Origin of the sequence: Paenibacillus sp. FSL H8-0332 (assembly GCF_037963835.1) — a bacterium.
GTDB lineage: Bacteria > Bacillota > Bacilli > Paenibacillales > Paenibacillaceae > Paenibacillus_AQ > Paenibacillus_AQ rhizoplanae.
Genome location: NZ_CP150145.1, coordinates 7,005,741 through 7,023,302 on the forward strand (window position 1 = coordinate 7,005,741; position 17,562 = coordinate 7,023,302).

17 protein-coding genes are annotated in these 17,562 nt (G+C 53.1%); 4 read left to right on the forward strand and 13 right to left on the reverse strand.

Annotated elements, in window-relative coordinates; translation table 11 throughout:
- Positions 1 to 118 precede the first annotated feature (118 nt).
- From NST43_RS30545 to NST43_RS30555, 3 genes are read right to left on the reverse strand one after another with little or no spacing between them, the layout of a single operon-like run.
- On the reverse strand, positions 119 to 1,096 hold the full coding sequence (locus NST43_RS30545; RefSeq protein WP_339221220.1) for a phosphotransferase: 978 nt from the start codon (positions 1,094 to 1,096) through the stop codon (positions 119 to 121).
- The gene (locus tag NST43_RS30550) at positions 1,089 to 1,985 is read right to left on the reverse strand and encodes an NAD(P)-dependent oxidoreductase (RefSeq protein WP_339221221.1); all 897 of its coding nucleotides are present in this window, start codon (positions 1,983 to 1,985) and stop codon (positions 1,089 to 1,091) included. The genes NST43_RS30545 and NST43_RS30550 overlap by 8 nt, the downstream gene beginning before the upstream one ends.
- Before the next feature lie 30 nt (positions 1,986 to 2,015).
- The gene (locus tag NST43_RS30555) at positions 2,016 to 2,561 is read right to left on the reverse strand and encodes a pyridoxamine 5'-phosphate oxidase family protein (RefSeq protein ID WP_209987075.1); all 546 of its coding nucleotides are present in this window, start codon (positions 2,559 to 2,561) and stop codon (positions 2,016 to 2,018) included.
- A gap of 141 nt (positions 2,562 to 2,702) precedes the next feature.
- Here NST43_RS30555 and NST43_RS30560 point away from each other — a divergent pair, with 141 nt between their 5' ends.
- Positions 2,703 to 4,130, forward strand: coding sequence for a PLP-dependent aminotransferase family protein (locus NST43_RS30560; RefSeq protein WP_339221223.1), 1,428 nt, complete (start codon positions 2,703 to 2,705; stop codon positions 4,128 to 4,130).
- 107 nt (positions 4,131 to 4,237) lie between these two features.
- Here the strand turns inward: NST43_RS30560 and dhaK are convergent, their stop codons facing one another.
- Positions 4,238 to 5,998, reverse strand: a complete 1,761-nt coding sequence (gene dhaK, locus NST43_RS30565) for a dihydroxyacetone kinase subunit DhaK (RefSeq protein WP_339221224.1) — start codon at positions 5,996 to 5,998, stop codon at positions 4,238 to 4,240.
- A complete protein-coding gene (locus NST43_RS30570) occupies positions 5,995 to 7,137 on the reverse strand; it encodes a glycerol dehydrogenase (protein ID WP_339221226.1) in 1,143 nt (380 codons plus the stop codon). Before NST43_RS30570 ends, dhaK begins: the two co-directional genes overlap by 4 nt.
- A 173-nt stretch (positions 7,138 to 7,310) precedes the next feature.
- Between NST43_RS30570 and NST43_RS30575 the strand changes: the two genes are divergently transcribed.
- On the forward strand, positions 7,311 to 8,321 hold the full coding sequence (locus tag NST43_RS30575; protein WP_339221228.1) for a PocR ligand-binding domain-containing protein: 1,011 nt from the start codon (positions 7,311 to 7,313) through the stop codon (positions 8,319 to 8,321).
- A 2-nt stretch (positions 8,322 to 8,323) separates the two neighbouring features.
- Here the strand turns inward: NST43_RS30575 and NST43_RS30580 are convergent, their stop codons facing one another.
- Positions 8,324 to 9,490: a hypothetical protein gene (locus NST43_RS30580; RefSeq protein WP_339221230.1), complete on the reverse strand. Its 1,167-nt coding sequence runs from the start codon at positions 9,488 to 9,490 to the stop codon at positions 8,324 to 8,326.
- A gap of 135 nt (positions 9,491 to 9,625) precedes the next feature.
- Between NST43_RS30580 and NST43_RS30585 the strand changes: the two genes are divergently transcribed.
- On the forward strand, positions 9,626 to 10,480 hold the full coding sequence (locus NST43_RS30585; RefSeq protein WP_339221232.1) for a LysR family transcriptional regulator: 855 nt from the start codon (positions 9,626 to 9,628) through the stop codon (positions 10,478 to 10,480).
- Between the two features lie 126 nt (positions 10,481 to 10,606).
- Here the strand turns inward: NST43_RS30585 and NST43_RS30590 are convergent, their stop codons facing one another.
- The 4 genes from NST43_RS30590 to NST43_RS30605 form a co-directional block, all read right to left on the reverse strand.
- Positions 10,607 to 11,122, reverse strand: a complete 516-nt coding sequence (locus NST43_RS30590) for an SMI1/KNR4 family protein (protein WP_339221234.1) — start codon at positions 11,120 to 11,122, stop codon at positions 10,607 to 10,609.
- A 74-nt stretch (positions 11,123 to 11,196) separates the two neighbouring features.
- Positions 11,197 to 12,402 carry a hypothetical protein gene (locus NST43_RS30595; protein WP_339221236.1) on the reverse strand — a complete coding sequence of 402 codons (1,206 nt, stop codon included), beginning with the start codon at positions 12,400 to 12,402 and terminating at the stop codon, positions 11,197 to 11,199.
- Between the two features lie 152 nt (positions 12,403 to 12,554).
- Positions 12,555 to 13,523, reverse strand: a complete 969-nt coding sequence (locus NST43_RS30600) for a helix-turn-helix transcriptional regulator (RefSeq protein ID WP_209987097.1) — start codon at positions 13,521 to 13,523, stop codon at positions 12,555 to 12,557.
- A gap of 312 nt (positions 13,524 to 13,835) precedes the next feature.
- A complete protein-coding gene (locus NST43_RS30605) occupies positions 13,836 to 14,795 on the reverse strand; it encodes an effector binding domain-containing protein (RefSeq protein WP_339221238.1) in 960 nt (319 codons plus the stop codon).
- A 163-nt stretch (positions 14,796 to 14,958) separates the two neighbouring features.
- On the opposite strand from NST43_RS30605, the gene NST43_RS30610 reads away from it, so the two are divergent.
- The gene (locus NST43_RS30610; protein WP_339221240.1) at positions 14,959 to 15,498 is read left to right on the forward strand and encodes a DUF6199 family natural product biosynthesis protein; all 540 of its coding nucleotides are present in this window, start codon (positions 14,959 to 14,961) and stop codon (positions 15,496 to 15,498) included.
- Positions 15,499 to 15,560: 62 nt separating this feature from the next.
- Here NST43_RS30610 and NST43_RS30615 read toward each other — a convergent pair whose 3' ends face one another.
- The 3 genes from NST43_RS30615 to NST43_RS30625 form a co-directional block, all read right to left on the reverse strand.
- A complete protein-coding gene (locus NST43_RS30615) occupies positions 15,561 to 15,962 on the reverse strand; it encodes a VOC family protein (RefSeq protein WP_339221242.1) in 402 nt (133 codons plus the stop codon).
- A 165-nt stretch (positions 15,963 to 16,127) separates the two neighbouring features.
- Positions 16,128 to 17,123, reverse strand: a complete 996-nt coding sequence (locus tag NST43_RS30620) for a zinc-binding dehydrogenase (RefSeq protein ID WP_339221244.1) — start codon at positions 17,121 to 17,123, stop codon at positions 16,128 to 16,130.
- A 134-nt stretch (positions 17,124 to 17,257) separates the two neighbouring features.
- Positions 17,258 to 17,521, reverse strand: coding sequence for a DoxX family protein (locus NST43_RS30625; RefSeq protein ID WP_339225561.1), 264 nt, complete (start codon positions 17,519 to 17,521; stop codon positions 17,258 to 17,260).
- Positions 17,522 to 17,562 lie beyond the last annotated feature (41 nt).

Genomic DNA, 17,562 nt, shown 5'->3' on the forward strand with positions numbered 1-17,562 from the left:
GATGCCTGGGCGGATGCCCAGTTGCAATGGGCTTTTAACTGCATCCCGCCCTAGCAGAGGGTAATCGGCATTACAGCTTATAGATGGTGTACATAGCCGTCTTCCTCCTCATGGATCATCAGACTATATCGTAAGAGCGGAACTCACTAATGAACTCCTCCAGCCAGTCTTCCGTATAATCCAGCGCACCGCTGTCACTGATGAACTCGACATCAAGTCCCATCACCCACAAGCGGCGGGCAATCATAAACAGATCAATTGCAGACTCATCTTGTTCGGACAACTCTCTGACCGAGCGGTAGCCCGACATTAACGCCTGCCACAGCGGTTCCTTCTTCTCCTGCGGCAGACGTTTTCTGTGCCGGACCTGGGCCAAATCGTAAGCTCGCCAACCTTGTGCCGCCCATTCAAAATCATAATGCGTAAACGTATCGCCCTCCTGGAAGGCATTGTTATTCCCGTGCAAATCTCCGTGGCAAATGCCCCAGTCCAGGCCCGGACTAGCAGCGTTGATCCGCTCCGTTAATGCACCGGCGAACTTGCGCAGGTACGCAGCTGAGCGGTGTCCCTCACCGAGATAATCTACAATACGGTCCAGCGGCTGGGAGATCAGAGCACGGGTATCCAGATCCGGTCTAGGCAAATCTAAGGAGACCTTGTCCATGGCAGCATGCAATTCAGCAGCAGATTTGCCGAAGGAGGCACATGATTCTTCATCATGCAGCACGTTCTCAGTGCCTGTCAGATAACTGTAAATCACGGCAACTCTAGGGCCCTCCGGCGCATCGATGACCGTATATAAGCTGCTGTTCTTTTGAGGGAGTGGAACGGAAACCTTTGTATTTACTGCGCTCAGTTGGTGCTCCAGCTGTGTCAGGAGGGACAATTCATAGACAACATCACTTTCAGCTATCGATTGGCGGTAGATCCGAAGAATATAAGTGCCTGTGCCGGTACGGATTCTGTAAGTATCGTTTAAGCCGCGTAACCAGAACAGGCAATCTCGCCAATCTCCAATGTCGTACAGAGGACTAAGGCAATATTCCAAATACTTTGGATCTAGAACGGAACGCATGGCCGTCGGTTTATTATACATTTAGCTCCCCCCTAGCTTGCTGCTCCAGCCGGACAACGGTCTCCTCGAACGTTTTGACCGGGCTGTAGCCCAGCTCTTTTTTTAATTTGTCGCAACTATACGCCGTTCTTATTGGGTCTCCACCTGGTATAACGAACTTCTTGTTCAGGGCAAGGCCGATACGCATCGTAAAATCTTTTTCCGGATAATTTCCGTCAATTGCGTTATAGCACTGGTTCCCGGCCGCAGGCTGCGTCGCTGCAAGTACACACATCTCAGCAAGGTTGTCCGCATGCACCCAGGGCGTTAAGTCCTCCGGATGAATCCAGTCCACTTCCCCGGAATCGGCAAGCTTAGCGATCAGTCTGTCGCCCCAGTGCGAGTTGAATTCGGAGCAGATTACTCCAGGACGCAGGATCACACTTGTCAAACCGTTAGCCATTGCAGCTTGTACGATCCGTTCCGATTCACATTTGGTTGAAATGTATACCTCCCCGTGGCCGAAGGCAAGGCTGCTTGCCTCATCCAGCTGCACCTCTCCATCAAAATGACCATAGACGGACACCGTCGAAAGATGCACGAAGCGCTCCACTCCCGCGGATATAGCCCCGTCAACCAGACTCTGCACCCCCTGAATATTGGACGCCTCGGCAACCGCCCGATCCTCCCCCAGATACGCCGCAGCGTGAATGATAATATTCACACCCCTGAGCGCTTCCGAGATGACAGCTCTATCTGTCAGGTCTCCAATGACGGGTGTAATGCCGAGCTCTTCACATAGCGCGATCTGGTCCGTATTTCGGATAAGCCCTTTGACCTCCGCTCCCTCGCTGAGGCATTTTTTTGCAATTTTATCTCCTGCTGTGCCCGAAACGCCTGTCACCAGAACGACCTTATCACGAAGTCTCATGGGCCTCCTCCTTTAACCTAGCTAATCAGACTATTCACTCGATGAGTTACTATTCTTACTATACATACTATCGGCGATCACCGGACTTTCCTTTGCCGTAATATGGCGCGGAGTAATCCGGCATACTTGAACCGGTCCGCCGAATACCGCCGATCTGTATTTGTCTACATGCTGCTTGGACAGGGGCCGGTTGTGGTAGCCGGGTACATATTTGTTCATCATCTCTTGAAGGACCTGCGTCGCTTCGTCCAGATCCGTAATCGGCTCCGCCTGTCCGAATATCATCACGCTCATGTAGGCGGTATCTGTCTTGGCAGGCACGGGATCGGTGATGGTTCCATACTCCTCACATACCGTGAAGCACACCTCTGAATTTGCACTCATCACCTGATTGCGTCTTCCGTCTCCCGCCCCGTGAAAATAAAGCTTCCCATCCATCCACACATAATTAAGCGGCACAACATAGGGGTGATCTCCGTCAACCAACCCGAGATAGCCAATCCTTGTCTGCTGCAAAAAAGCCTCAATTCTTGCTTCATCCTTGCACTCTCTAACCTTATACCGTACAGAATTCATATCAACATCGCTCCTTGTCACCTCTGTATTATTACGGTAGTATATCAGCTAATGGACTGTACTTTAACATCCAAAGAAACGAATCTTAAGCAGTCCATAAGTCTGATTCCAAGCCGAATTGGCAATGTGGAGGGAAGCCCGATGTTGAAGGTAGACCGCAAGGACAAGAAGCCGATCTGGCAGCAACTGCTGAATCAGGCTATCCATAATATTAGAAGCGGCATCTGGGCGCCCGGCGAGCTGCTGCTCCCTTCCCGTGAACTGGCCCGCCAGCTAGGGGTATCCCGCTCAACGATCCAGACCGTCTATGAGGAACTGTTAAGCAGAGGGTATACCGTGACCTCACGGCGGGGCGGAACACGGGTTAACCACTGGAATCAAGTAACAGAGCCTGTGAAGGCAATCCTGTCAAAAGGGCCCGTCCCTCCCTCGCTCCCCCTGTTAAGCTCAGCAGTCAATCAGCTGCATGACTGGTTCGGAGGCCAGCAGCAGGAGACTGAGATCGATTTCACTCCACATGAGCCTTATGTGGACAGAGTTTTTCAGAATAACTGGCGGCAATCGCTGCTCCATGCCTCCGCAGCCATGAACTTATCGGATTGGTCCTACGGGAATCCCTATGGCCTCCTGGAGTTACGGCAGCAGATTCAGCGCTATTTATGGCTTGAACGGGGTATCCGCGTCGATACCCGTCAGATTCTCCTGACCTCAGGAGCCCAGCACAGTCTTGACCTGATTGCCCAGTCGCTTCTGACCGAAGGCGATACGGTATCCGTGGAAGATCCCGGCTTCCCTGCGGCGTGGATGGCGATGAACTACCGGCGGATGCGTGTAGTCCCGGTCCCCGTTGACGAGCAGGGTCTTAAGGTTGACGAGATCCACCCGGAGTCCAGAGTCGTCTTCGTCACCCCCTCCCACCAGTGTGCCGTAGGCTGTGTAATGTCAGAGCCGCGCAGGCAGCAACTGCTGCATAAGGCTGTGCAGGAGCAGCTCTGGATCATAGAGGACGATTATGACAGTGAATTCCGCTATCGCGGCGATCCGCTCCCCACCCTCTATAGCCAAGCGGCGAATAACACCCTATATCTGATGAGCTTCTCCAAAATGATTGCCCCCGGCATCCGCATATCGGCAATTGTCGGCCCGGACCGGGCCATCGCCCAGCTGGCCCGCGTACAGGAGCTGACGTACCGCCACCTTCCGGTCATGGATCAGCTCACCTTGACCCACTTCATCCAGAAAGGGCATTTCATGCGCCATATGAGAAGAGTCCGCAATGTGTACCGCCGGAGGCATGAGGCCATCACCAAGGCTATCACCGCCAGCGGTCTAGGGGAGAGGTTCACCTTGAGCGGCGCAGAGACGGGCCTGCATGTATTCCTTGAAGCGGAGCCGGCCTATGACGAGGAAGCCGTGACCCGGTTAGCCCTGGGGCAGGGAATACGGATATACCCTCTTGCACCCTACTGCCTGGAGAGCCGGAGAAAAGGCTGGGTGCTCGGATTCGCCAAGGTAGACGAGACCCTGATTGAGCAGGGAATCCACCGGCTGGCCGGGCTGATTTTATAGGCGGAGCCCATCCGCTCAGCCTATTCCGGCGCTTGAAACATTATACCAGACAAGAATAAGCCCGCCGTCACGGTGAAGTGACAGGCGGGCTTATAACGTTGGAATTCTTACTGAACAGCGTTAGACAGCTCTGTGAAAATAACCCCCAGGGCAAATGCGCCCGCATCCGGGTGGCCGATGCTGCGCTCGCCTACCGTCCCGGCCCGGCCCATCCGCGCGACGATAGCTTCTGTGCGTCTGGCCCCCTCAACAGCCGCTTCGGCCGCCTTGGCGAAGCCCTCCTTCAAGGACACCTGCTGCTGCGCACTGCTCTTCCAGGCTTCGGCACAAGGAATCAGCGCATCGATCAGCGTCTTATCACCCACAACTGCCCCGCGTCCGAAGGAGCGTTCACCGGTAGCCTGGATGCCCTGAACCGCTGCTTCCAGCATTTCGGCCATCTCCAGCGTATTCAGCGAGGTCCGGCCTGTGGCATATTTGCCTGCTGAACGGAAGGCCGAGCCCCAGATCGGACCGGAGGCTCCGCCGCAATGCTCCATAATGATCAGGGAGCAGGCCTGAAGGAAGCTACCGATATCCGTAGAGTGATGCTGAAGCAGCTCCTTCCATTCCCGCTTCAATTGCTTGAAGCCCTTGGCGACGCTCATCCCGAAATCTCCATCACCTGCATGGGCATCCAGCTCACAGAAGGGTCCCTCATTCGCGATAATAATCTCGCTCATCTTATCCACCAGATAGATGATATTCTCCAGCTGCAGCCGTTCGTCACGGAGGACAGCGAAGTCCGGATCGGTCTCGGCCGTCAGGCTCACCTCAGCCTGAGCCTCCTGCTGCGGAAGAGGGCTGACGTATTGCACCGGCTCCAGGTCGCCCGTTAACCGGAGCGCCGGAGTATCACAAGGCTCAGCAAGCCATCTGCGCAGCTCATCATCTAGCTTCATCAGGCTGATGGAAGCGCCGGCCATATCTATGCTGGTCATATAGTTGCCTACAAGAGATTGGCGGATGATGATCCCCCGTTCTCCCAGACTACGGATCACGGAGTGATTGAGCAGGTACAGCTCCTGCAGAGGCGTTGCGCCGAAGCCGTTGACCAGCACCACTACCTCTCCGCCGTCCGGCTGCTCCAGGTTCAGACTGGCCAGTAGGGCAGAGATCATACGTTCCGCCAGCTCATCGGCGGTCAGCAGCTTTTCTCTGCGGATGCCCGGTTCACCATGAATGCCGACCCCATACTCCATCTCATCCTCCTGAAGCTGGAAGGTAGGCGTACCCTTGGCCGGAACGGTGCATGAGGTAAAAGCAAAACCAAGACTGCGCACATGAGCAGCCGCATGCTGCGCGGCCTGCTTCACCTCTGCCAGCGGCAGTCCGGCCTCGGCAGCCGCCCCGGCAACCTTATGCACCAGAATCGTGCCAGCAACCCCTCGGCGTCCCACCGTATACAGGCTGTCTTCTACGGCAATATCATCATCAACCTTCACATAGTCCACAGCGAGGCCGTCCTCGGCCGCCAGATAAGCCGCATTCTGGAAGTTCATCATATCGCCGCTGTAATTCTTAATGATCAGCAGAGCGCCCTTAGGGCCGGTATGGTTGCGGATCGCCTGATAGACCTGAATCTGTGACGGGGAGGCGAAGACATCCCCGCAGACTGCGGCATCCAGCATTCCCGGTCCGACCAGCCCGGCATGGGCCGGCTCATGGCCGCTGCCGCCGCCGCTGATCAGCGTTACCTTGTCAAGATTGGGCGTAGACCTGGAGATAATTTTGTATTTGCTGTCGAATGTCAGCTGGGGATGAGCCATCACCAGTCCGCTGCACATCTCACGGACGAGACCCGCCGGGTCGTTGATTATCTTTTTCATACGCGCTGCTCCTTGCTCTTCTTGAAGGCTTCGCCCAGCTTGTCAGCAACAGCAAGGGCAGCGGCAACCGCTTCAGCGGTAACCGGGAACGGCATCGAATGAATCGACTCCTCCGGGATACACGCCTTGCGGGCCACTTCCATCAGCTCCTCATGAGAGATGGAAGCGACACCAATATCGGCCAGGCATACGGGAAGGCCCACGGAATGGCAGAAGGACAGCACCTGATCGATCTCTGCCTGCTGCGCATTCTCCAGAACGAGCTGTGCAATCGTGCTGAAGGCTACCTTTTCGCCATGGTAATAATGATGGGTGCCTTCAAGCGCCGTCAGGCCGTTATGGATAGCATGTGCGGCAGCCAGACCGCTGCTCTCGAACCCGAGCCCCGACAGCAGGATGTTCGTTTCAATAATATTCTCCAGCGCCGGTGTCACCACGTTCTGATCGCAAGCCAGCTTGGCTAAGACGCCATCCTCCAGCAGTGTATCGTAGCATAAGCGGGCAAGGGCCAACGCGGCTTTGGTGCCTTTGGCCTCCGTAATCACGCCTGCATGCACTCCGCAAGGTAGCCCCGCATTGACATTGGAATAGGATACCGCAGTAGCTCTGGCCTCGAAGTAGGTGGAGAGGGCGTCGCCCATCCCGGACACCAGGAAGCGGGTAGGAGCCTGCGCAATAACAGTCGTATCAATCAGCACAACCGATGGGCTGGCTTTGAAGTAAGCATAATCCTCGAAAGCGCCTTCAGAAGTGTAAATCACAGCGGAATGGCTGGTGGGTGCATCGGTAGCTGCAATGGTAGGAACGATAATTAGCGCATCGCCTTCTGCCACACATTTGGCCGTGTCGATTGCCTTGCCGCCGCCAAGACCGATTGTACAAGCACACTTATGCTCGCGGGCCAGCTCCTGTAGTCTGGAAATCTCCTGCCGGGAGCATTCGCCCTGGAAATCCCCCTTCACGAGGGTAATGCCGAACTGACTGCTGGTGGCATCGAGCTTCGCTTGCACACGCTTCACATCATCCGGGTGCGCAATCAGCAGAGCCGATGTGCCGAAAGTACTGACGAAGTATCCCAATTGAAGCAGCTCATCCTCACCTTGTGTGTACTTAGCCGGGCTGATAAAGGTTCTTCTCATTCTTTCATTCCTCCTCGAGTCGTATGTCCCCATTATAGACAAATGGATAGAGTGGCGCATGGGACAAAGCAAACGAATTAATATGCTGAAAAATAGTATTATTATGTTGCCCTGCATCTGAATTATAATTATCTTGTTCCCACTTGTGACTGTAGATGGAAAGGGTGAGCCGAATGCAATCCAAATTCGATTTGAAATATATCATTGATATGGACGAATGGGGCAAGCTTCAGGAATCGTTGTCCCTTGTGACGCGCATGGCCATCATTATGGTCGATTATAAAGGTGTGCCGGTTACGGCACATAGCCGCTGTCAGGCCTTCTGCCAGACCGTACGCAGCGACAAGGAATTCTCAGCCTATTGTCAAAAATGTGACGCGCGCGGAGGTCTGGAGGCTGTGCGGCTGAGCCGGCCCTATATCTACCGCTGCCACTTCGATATTCTCGACATTGCTATACCTATCATTGTCGATAATCAGTACATCGGTGCGCTGATGGCCGGACAGATCCGGCTGGCGGAGGGAAGCGGCCCGAATCTGGAGCAGATTGTGTCCCGTCCGCAGCAGGACGCCATGACGGAGGATCGGGCCCGTAAGTACGAACTGCTGCCCGTCATGACGTATGAGGAGGTTGTGGCCACCGCCGATATGCTCTATCACTTGTGCAACTATGTGGTCAAGGAATCGATTCTGAAGCATGAGCTGCTGGAGCGGAACCGGCAGCATGAGGCCTTGAACCCGCAGGAGTCCAAGCTCCAGCTTGAGCAGCCGCCTCTGCCCGTAGAGCCGCCCTCGGCTCCCAAGACTCCCAAGACTCCGGTCTCTTCGGGAAGCGCATACAAGACGGAATGCATAAGTCCTACGCTGCAGCCTGCTTTTGACTATATGCTAAGCCACCGGGAGGAGAATTTCTCGCTGAAATCGCTGGCGCAGCTATGCCATATCAGCCCGAGCTACTTCAGCCGCCTGTTCACCAGGGAGATGGGCGAGCATTTCTCGCTATATGTCGCGCGCATGAAGATCGGGTGGGCGAAGGAGCTGCTGGCAACAACAGATTGGTCAGTCAACGAGATTAGCAATCACTTGAATTTTTGCGATGCCGGCTATTTCATTAAGATCTTCAAAAAATACGAGTCGGCAACTCCCCTGTCCTACCGTGCTTCTCTTAAAACAAATCCAATATAACATCAAGGAATAACCAGGCCGTTCTTGAACGCCAGCTTCACATCATTCTCACGGACATAGGCGGAATTGTCCCAGGATTCTCCCTCCTGCAGCCGCTTGTAGGTCTGATGAATATTCCGGCGCCAAGGCGACGGCCGACTGTTGAAGTAATTCGTGAAGAAGCGCTGCGCCTGCTCTTGTGTGCCGAAGCACAGCAGATAGGCCAGCGGACTGGATTCAGCATCGCAGATGCCGGGGAATCCTGCGCCGCAGGCGGCAAGCTGCTCCAGTGCGCGGGGACGGTCTGCGAACAGAGCGAACAGCGGCAGGACACGTTCCCCAATCAGCTGACCGATCTCCTGCCGGGAGGAATCCAGCTGTGATCCGGCGACCTGCCAGACGATGGTGCTTGACGATTTCTGCGGCCTGCGCAGCGAGCCGAACAGAACGGTATCGTCCCCTCTGCCGGTTTGTCCGGCAAGCCATTTTTTGAGGGACTTGCTGGCAATCCGCAGGTTCACGGTCATCCGTACATCGGTGCGGGTGTTGTAAGACTGCGGATTGAAAGAGAGCTCAAATACGGTGTCCTTGTCGGCCGCTGTTTTTTTCCATACCGTTCCGGCCTTATTGGATTTGAAGCCCTCTGCCTGGAGGAACTGCTGCCCGGTCTGCTGGCAGGCCTGAAGGAATTGGGCTTTGGGATCAAGCTTACGGTTAGAAGGGCCTTCAGACCAGACCTCCCACTGGGCATAACGTTCGTCCAGCACGGGCTGTAGGCGGTCATAATTCTCCCAGGTGTTCTCCACATGATAGATGCTGGGGTATTCACGGCCTTGTTCAGCCGCCTGGCGGTTGAAGACCTCACAATAATCATTAAGGTAGCTTCCATACTGTGCGGCGAAGAGCGATTGACCGTCGTAATAATCGGCGGCGAAGGCATTGCCGCGCTCGTCCAGATCCTCATCCCAGAATTTCCCGTCGCAATACTCCAGCAGGTAATCCAGTCCCGTGAGCTCACGGCGTTTCAGCCGCTTCAGCGCCTCCGCCGACTCCTCAAGGTGAATTTCCCCCGCCATACCGCGGCCCAAGGCCCAGGCCAGAAACATCCCGATATGAATCCCGCCATTCTCTTCCGGCAGATCTGCAGGATAATCTCCCCCGGAATGCCAATCGATCCGGTCATATGCCATATAGGTCTCCTTTCGGCCAGCAGGCTCTAGCTCCCGGCTTCCTTTTTTAGTTTGTCATCAAGGATGGAATTCAGTACAATGATCAGCATCGGAAGGTACTACCATAGATTATGATATACAGAAGGTGACACCGCAATGGAAAGTGGAGATTTGAGGATTTTTCAGGCTGTTGCCCGTGAGGGTTCGATTACGAAGGCTGCGCAAGCCTTGAACTATGTTCAGTCCAATGTGACCAGCCGGATTCAGTTCCTGGAGGCCGAGCTGAAGGTCCCGCTGTTTCACCGGTCCAATCGTGGGATGACATTAACGCCTGCGGGTGAGAACCTGCTGGAATACGCGAATGCCATACTGCTGCTAATGGACGAGGCTGTACAATCAACACAATACTCGGAGCACCCGGCCGGCCCGCTGCGGATCGGCTCTATTGAGACGACTGCGGTCATTCATCTGACTACGATGATCGCCGGCTACCATTCCCGCTACCCCGATGTCCATCTGTCGCTCATCACAGGCGAAACGCATGACCTTCTGCACAAGGTGCTTGATCATAAGCTGGATGGTGCCTTCGTCTATGGACCTATAGACCAGCCGGATATAGGGCATGTTGCGGCTTACGAAGAGGAATTGGTGCTTATCGCTGAACCCGGGACAAGTGAGCTGCATGAGTTGCTGCACAGGCCCATGCTGTTCTTCGACGTTGGCTGCACACACCGGGTCAAAGCGGAGCGCTTCCTGCGCGAGAGCGGGATGCACTCCTATCAGATCCGGGAATTCGGCACGCTGGAAATGATTCTAAACGGAGTATCTGCCGGGCTCGGCGTATCGCTGCTGCCTAAGTCCTCAATCCGCAAAGCAGAAGAGGCCGGACGAATCACCTCCCACCGCCTGCCCGAAGAATACCGGAAGCTACAGGTATGGTTGATATACCGCCGCAACACCGTGCTCTCCAGTGCAATGTCCAGGTTTGTGGAGATGGCCGGGCAGGGATAGATAACCGTGACTGAAACCATTGAATTCGGTTTTTCACATACATTTGGTCCACGTACTCCCCATCGGTGCATATAAAAAAGATCAGAACCTATTCCCCCAGGTTCTGATCTTTTCGCATCTTACACTCTATCTATTCGAATTCGACATCATCCAGGCCAGGAATTCCTCAAACGAATCGGCTACCTTCTCAACCTCTTCAAATTCAGGCTCACATCCATAAACAATAGCCCCGCTATCCGTTGCAATGGCATAGAAGGAATATCCATCCTCCACAGACATTACGATCGGCAAGTGATGATCCCACCAGGCCGTGATCTCGGACTGCCAAGCTGAATCACCCGCTGCGGCCTCCACACTAAGCATTTCAAATTCATTCCACCGGAAGGCGCTCTCCGCGCTATGATTGAACTCAGCCTCACAAATAAACCAGGTTTGCTCATCCGGTGCAACGCAGGTTTCAACTACACTTAGAAACTCTGAGTACTCTTTGGGCAGTCCTTTATATCTGGAAGTAATGCCGCTATTCAAATGCAGCTGAGCACCGGATTTCTTCCTTATCTCCCAGCCGTTTGCCTCCGCCCAAGTGATAAAATCCCCAATATGAGTTTTTCCTTTTCCATTATCCATTGCCAATTGATACACCTGCCCATCCGCTTAAGAAATGGAAACTCCTACACTAATATACCATTTCCGCAGGTTAGCTTACATACAGCAGATCATTCCGTTACCTTAAGTTGCCACGTCGCATCCCTTCCCTTCCACTTCTTACCGTTAGACACATAGTATTCTCTTTCCACCGAACCGTCTTTTTTAGTAAGGCTGATTGCAAATATCTGCCCTTCTTCTATCAGCGTTGGGTATTGATCGTACGGAAGAACACCATTCGCTAGCGGCAGCTTGCTGACATCTTCGTAAGCCCCCTCCAGTCGCCAAAACTCCCGGGAGGCGTAATCCTTGAATCCGCTTATATCCTGCTTCCCATAATACGAGGCCGCATACTTCTTGCCCTGCAAAGTGATGTGATCCACTCGGGTAGGCTTAATATCCTTCACTATCCAGCTCAGATCCTCCGTATACAGGTTGCCCCCATAGTACTTATGTAATTGATTGGCCATGCAAGGAACAGATTGTGTGACATAGTCCAACTGATCCACTCCAGTATGTGCTGAGCCGTAAATGCCCATAATGCTCTCGTTGCCCAGCTTTTCAAATTCACGGATGAAATTCTCCGTCATCTTATTCTCCCGGTATACATCGTCATAACTCCTGTAGTATCTCAGCCCCTGCTGAATTGCCTCGGTCGTTAAGGTGTGCATCTCCGATCCGGTGAGATTGTTGTCCGCAAGATAAGATAAGAACCGCTTACCGGTTTTATCCCCTTGATGCCCAATATCTGTTCCGTGAAAAATAGTATCCGGACATCCGCTTTTTATTTTTCGAAAAAAAGTCTTCGTATAGGGAACGTGACCCTGAGTCCCTTCCCCATCCTGATAGAGCTCCTCCAGAATGTCGTCATTGTCCGACTGCATCCATAGGTTCAAGTATTCGGCAGCGTAATAGGACTGTTCCACGAACAGGTGTCTCATTCCCTTGTTGTGGTAATAATCAGACCAAGCTTCATATTCCTTGTCCATAACCTTGGCAACCCCATGGGCTTCGCCATACAGATAAATCTGGCCGGTCGCTTTTGTCGATAACGGGGTTGCAGCAGGCGTTGCCTGGGCCAATTGGGCAGGAGGTGCCGATGGACTGGCTGGTTGTGCAGACGGTCTTGCTATTTCACCACCAGAAGAGTTGCTGCTACAAGCTGTCAGGCTGCTGATCAGAAGGATAGCGATTAGGGCAAGCAGCAGAGGGCTAGCAGACCTTATTCGCGCCTGAGCCGCTACGCCGCTGTATGTATTGGAACTTTTTACATCCATAAGAAATATCACCCTTTCATCATTAACTCCTACAAGTTAATCACAAATTATGGATGTCCTCAGTGCTGTATGTCATGCGTAGAGTTACATTATTCTTCTATTGAAATCAGTAAAGCACCTGCCCTATGAGAGCAGCAGGCGCTTGGCAGCAATTATGACTTCCGTACAGGCCGGACATACTTGAAGTACCGCTCCGGGTTGAAATAGAAGTAGATGATCCGGCCGGGGCTGGGATCGAAGCAGTAGCCAGTACCTGTATAATCAAAATTGGCCATCGCCTGCTCCATCCGTTCCTCGACACTGCGGTTCTCCTGCTCATAATCGAATGGCCCGTGCTCGAATACGATATACTCGGCCTCGGGGACATCCGCCATCAGCATCTGCGCGGGGACTTCTCCTTCATACTCATAAGGGAGACGCACCCCATAACACTCTGTACGCGGAAATCCCCAATCGCAGAGCCTGCCGTCCGGGTCATTCATATAGGCCATAATCTGGCCGTTACCGCTGTTCGTATCGCTTCCGCCGTCATCATCCAGCTTCCCCTTGATACTATCCAGCAAGCCGCTGATGGTCTCGCAGTCCTGCCCTGGAATCAGGCTCTGCTTCTGCCAGAAATCCCAGTACCCGTTGCTCTCGTAGTTCTTAATGTGCAGGAATTTGTGCGCCGGAATAGTTACGAAATAAATCTTAACCTCTTCTGTAGATTTGATCATGCCAACCTCTCCTAGTCCGAAAAAGTAGCGGTCAAACGGGTTGATTTTGGTACGAAGGACGACAGGATACGGGTGTCTCCGGTACTCGCTTGGGGCCACACCATAGGTCACCTTGAATGCGCGCGTAAAGGCTTCATGAGAGGAGAATCCATAGTCGAGCGCAATATCCAGAATGCTTTTCCCGCTATCCCTTACCTCCTTCAGTGCAAAAGCCAGCTTCCGGTGGCGAAGGTAATCCCTAAGCTGCATCCCGGATATCTCTTTGAATTTCCTCGTCGTATGAAACTCCGAATATCCCAGCTTGTCAGCAAGAGATTGCAGCGTTATGGCCTCACTGTTATGCTGCTTAATACTTTGGTCCATATCATCGACAATGGTCTGGATCTGCCTGTGCCACTCATACACCGTCCGCTCACCCCCTCGTTCCAACCGCTCTATGTTCATTCTAGAATACTGGAAAAGGCATTTCTTGATTCTACTTGCGGCGCCCGCATCGGTGCAGGCAATGAAGCCCTCATTCCCCATCTGCCCAAGCAATACAATTGATCCCCGGCAGCTCACGCTCCTCCGTCCAATGCTTCTGGATGAAGTAACTCATGGCTCTATCCTTTCATTGGGTTGATTTTCTTGTCTAATATACTATTTCTGTAAGCTGCCGCGTTTTCCCTTCAAAAGTTAAAGCCCCCCTTGGCAGGATGGCCTTAGCACATGTCTAGATTAACCCTTCGCCTGGATGGCTACGGGGTAATAAAGATCGAGCTGGAACGCTTCGTTAACAAACATATCCCCGTTGAACAGGAAGTGCTCCTCCAGCCACTGACCCGGGCCCGGCTGATATTTACTGCTCTGCACCCATTCATTTAAGCGATTCCAGGCTTCGGGGATATCGAGACCGTATAAGCTGGAGACGGCATAGAGACCGCCACTCACCTGCTTGATCCGTACCTCGCCCGAGGGTTCGGTGTCCTCAGAGACCGTAGCCCACATCTCATAACCATGCTCATTCTGCGCGCCAGGCTGATTGAACCCGAAATAGCGGGTGGCCGTAACCTGGTCAAACCCCTTTTCCTTCACCCATGCATACAGCACATTCCACGCCTCATCCTCCGGCTGATTCCCTGCAGTAGTCTGATAGTACGCCACCTTCATCGGCTTCAATTCAATAAACCGGACCTGATGATCCCCCAGCTTCACTAATTGATGTTCCATTCTTCCTGATTCCTCCGTCTCTATATTTAATTCTCCTTCACGGAACATGGCAGCAACGTCCAGATTAAGCTTCTTCGACTGCTCCAATAACAGACCGATGGCATTGCCCTTGGCAACCCCCTGTGCCTGCAATAATTCCACATACCGTTCGAGCAACTCCCTCAATACCAGCATGTTGCTGATCTCCCGCTGAACCTCTCCCAGTTTATTGCAGAATACACCGACCGCCGTTGACAGTTCAGATGCTAACAGTACCGCTGTAATGTCCTTTACGGAGAAGCTTAACTGCTTCAGCAGCAGAATCAGTTCAAGCCTTCTGAGCATCTCCTGGCTGTACAGCCGTTTGGCGCTGCTGGGCTCCCTGATACTCGCGATCAGGCCTATCTCCTCGTAGTATCTAAGCGTTCGGCTGGAGATGCCGTACCGGCTCGACACCTCTCCGATTTTACTCAACTGAGTGGTAATCATGAATTCTCCTTTCCTGTGGCTATGAAGTACTTCATGGCTCTATCCTACAAGTTTACGTGCACGTCAAGTCAATACCTATATTGTAAGGAATTTCTATAAAAGAAACCTGAACGATTGGTTTCCCGTAGTAAATATGAATTAACCGACATGGGAAGTGATTTATTTGACTGGATTTATGGGTGTTGTAATCCTAGCCGTAGGATTGGTTATCGCCATTTGGCCTCAGGTGGCCTGGTATTTACGGCTGGGCTGGAGGTTCAAAAATTCGGAGCCCAGCGGGCTGGCCTTAGGGGCGGAACGGGTAACCGGTGTGATCCTGGTGATCGCCGGGTTCATCCTGATTGTATCCAGTTGCTCCTCAGGAAACACTGAGCGCCGCTGGTCAGAGCAGTTCAAAGGGAAGCTGGACTCGGGGCAGGTTCAGGAAATCAGCATCGGCATGATTAACCCCACCGTATTAAACGAAGAAGAAACAAATAGAATGATCCAAATGATACAGGATGCTGAGCTTAGACCTTTTGATGCAGGGAATTCGTTCGGAGCGAGCAACACCGGGACCATTACCTTTAAGGACCAGACCCGTGTAGATATGGTGATTCTGGGCCCGTCCGGGGGGATCGAACTGCATCCCGATGATGCACAGAGCGAATATGAGATCATGAGCGGATCACTGAAATCGTGGCTGAAGAGTTACGGGAACTAGACATGGCTTTATGCACAAAAAAGCTGGAGGCTACCCGTCGGGACCTTCAGCTTTTCCTTTCGTTACCTGCCCTCAAACCGTTTAACCGCATCCTCCGTCACGGGCTGAAAGAGGTTCACCAAATTGCCGTCGGGATCACGGAACAACATCGAACGGTTCCCCCACGGCATCGTCGTTGGCTCCTGTACCCAATCCTCAACAGTTGGCTTCAAGCGTGCATACTCCGCTTCAACATCGTCAACGCGGAACTCCATAATGACCGTGCGGTTACTGGCTGCCACAACAGTATCTGTGCCGAATAGCTGTGCTGTCTTGGAGTGGCCGATGGCAAGTGTACATGAAGGCATTACGAATTCGGCAAATACAGGAGCGGGCCGTTCCGCCATCACCCCCGTCACTTGTTCATAGAACTGCACCAGACGATCGATGTCGTCAGTAATGATACGTATCGAAGCGAAATTCATAAGATTCATCCTTTCTTGAATGTTTACATGTCCAATGATAAAAAAACGCTACTGACAACGTTATGTCAGTAGCGTTTTTATTGTAGACGAAAAACCGATCACATCGGGCTGGCGCAAGGCTATCGGGCCGAATCAGTAGCGTCTCTATGTCCTGTCCCTGTACCCTCAGCCTATTCTCAGGGCAATGTTCCCCAGCTGCTCCGCGCGCTCCATCCGCTGAAGGGCAAGCGGAGTATCCGCTAAGGAATACACGCTATCCATGATAGGGTGTATCTGATGCTGCTCCATGAACTGAAGCATAGCGGTGAATTCTTCATGGCTGCCCATAGACGTTCCAAGCAACTGAAGCTGCGGGAAGAATATCGCTCTTGCCGGAATGGTGAGATCATCACCTGAGCTTGCGCCGAACATGACGATTCTCCCGTTAGGCTTGATGACCTCGAAGTATTGCTCGAATGTCGCCGGCCCTACACTATCAAGGATCAGGTCTACAGGCCGATGCTGAAGCTCCTCCCGCCAACGGCTGTTGCTGTCTATAACCCGTGTAACCGGTAATTGTAGAGCTTGCGCACGCTTCGCTTCACTTCTGGATGTAACCGTAACCCGCGCCCCAGCCGCCGCAGCCATTAGAGCAGCAAAGGTAGCCACCCCGCCGCCAATGCCAGGAATCAGCACATGATCGCCCTGCTTCAGGTCCCCTCTGGTAAATAACGCCCGGTACGCAGTGAGTGCCGCTAAGGGTAACACACCCGCCTCTTCCCAGGACAGATACGCTGGCTTAGGTACTACATTCTGCTCTGGCACAATGACATATTCCGCAAAAGTCCCGTCTGCAGGGTATCCCAATATGTCAGGCACCACAGGCACCTCATCCGCCCGATCCCAGCCCAGACATGGATTAATGATGACCTCCATCCCCTGAGCCAGGCCGCTTACCCCTTCACCCGTCTCTTCAATAACGCCCGCCCCGTCTGAACCAAGCACGCAAGGATGAACCGGGCCGGGCGCGCCTTCTGTAGCAGAAGCAGCAGCGATGATGAATAAATCCCGGTGATTCAGTCCGGCTGTCTTTAACCTTACCTTGACCTGCCCTTGTTCAGGACGCTTGTCCGGGTGATTCGTATATTGCAGACCCTGCGGTCCAAGTGTAATTGCCTTCATCTTCATATCCTCCTGTTACGCTGTAGTGGCTTCATACAAAGTGTAGGCTGTTACAGCGGTCAGGTAAAATGATTAGAAGAGAAGGTGAGTATCATTAATAATGATAGTGCTACTGCGGGGTCAAGGGACGGGCCTTAACTCCCCTGCAACAGCCGGAAACGCCCAATAGCAATGATGATCGCCAGCACTATAAAGAGGATGTTGATCCACACATTCGATTCGCCCCGCAGTAGATGGAAGACTAGACCGGAACCTGCGGCAGCAGCCAGACCCATAGCGGCGAGCGGAGTGAGCTGCGGCTGGATTCGGAGCGCCATCGGTAAAATCAACCCTAAGACCCCCAGCAGCTCAGCGATGCCGATCCCCATGCGAATTGCAGCGGGCCATATACGGCCCAGAACCTGTCAGTGAACCGGAAACTAACCAACAAGGCTAAAGG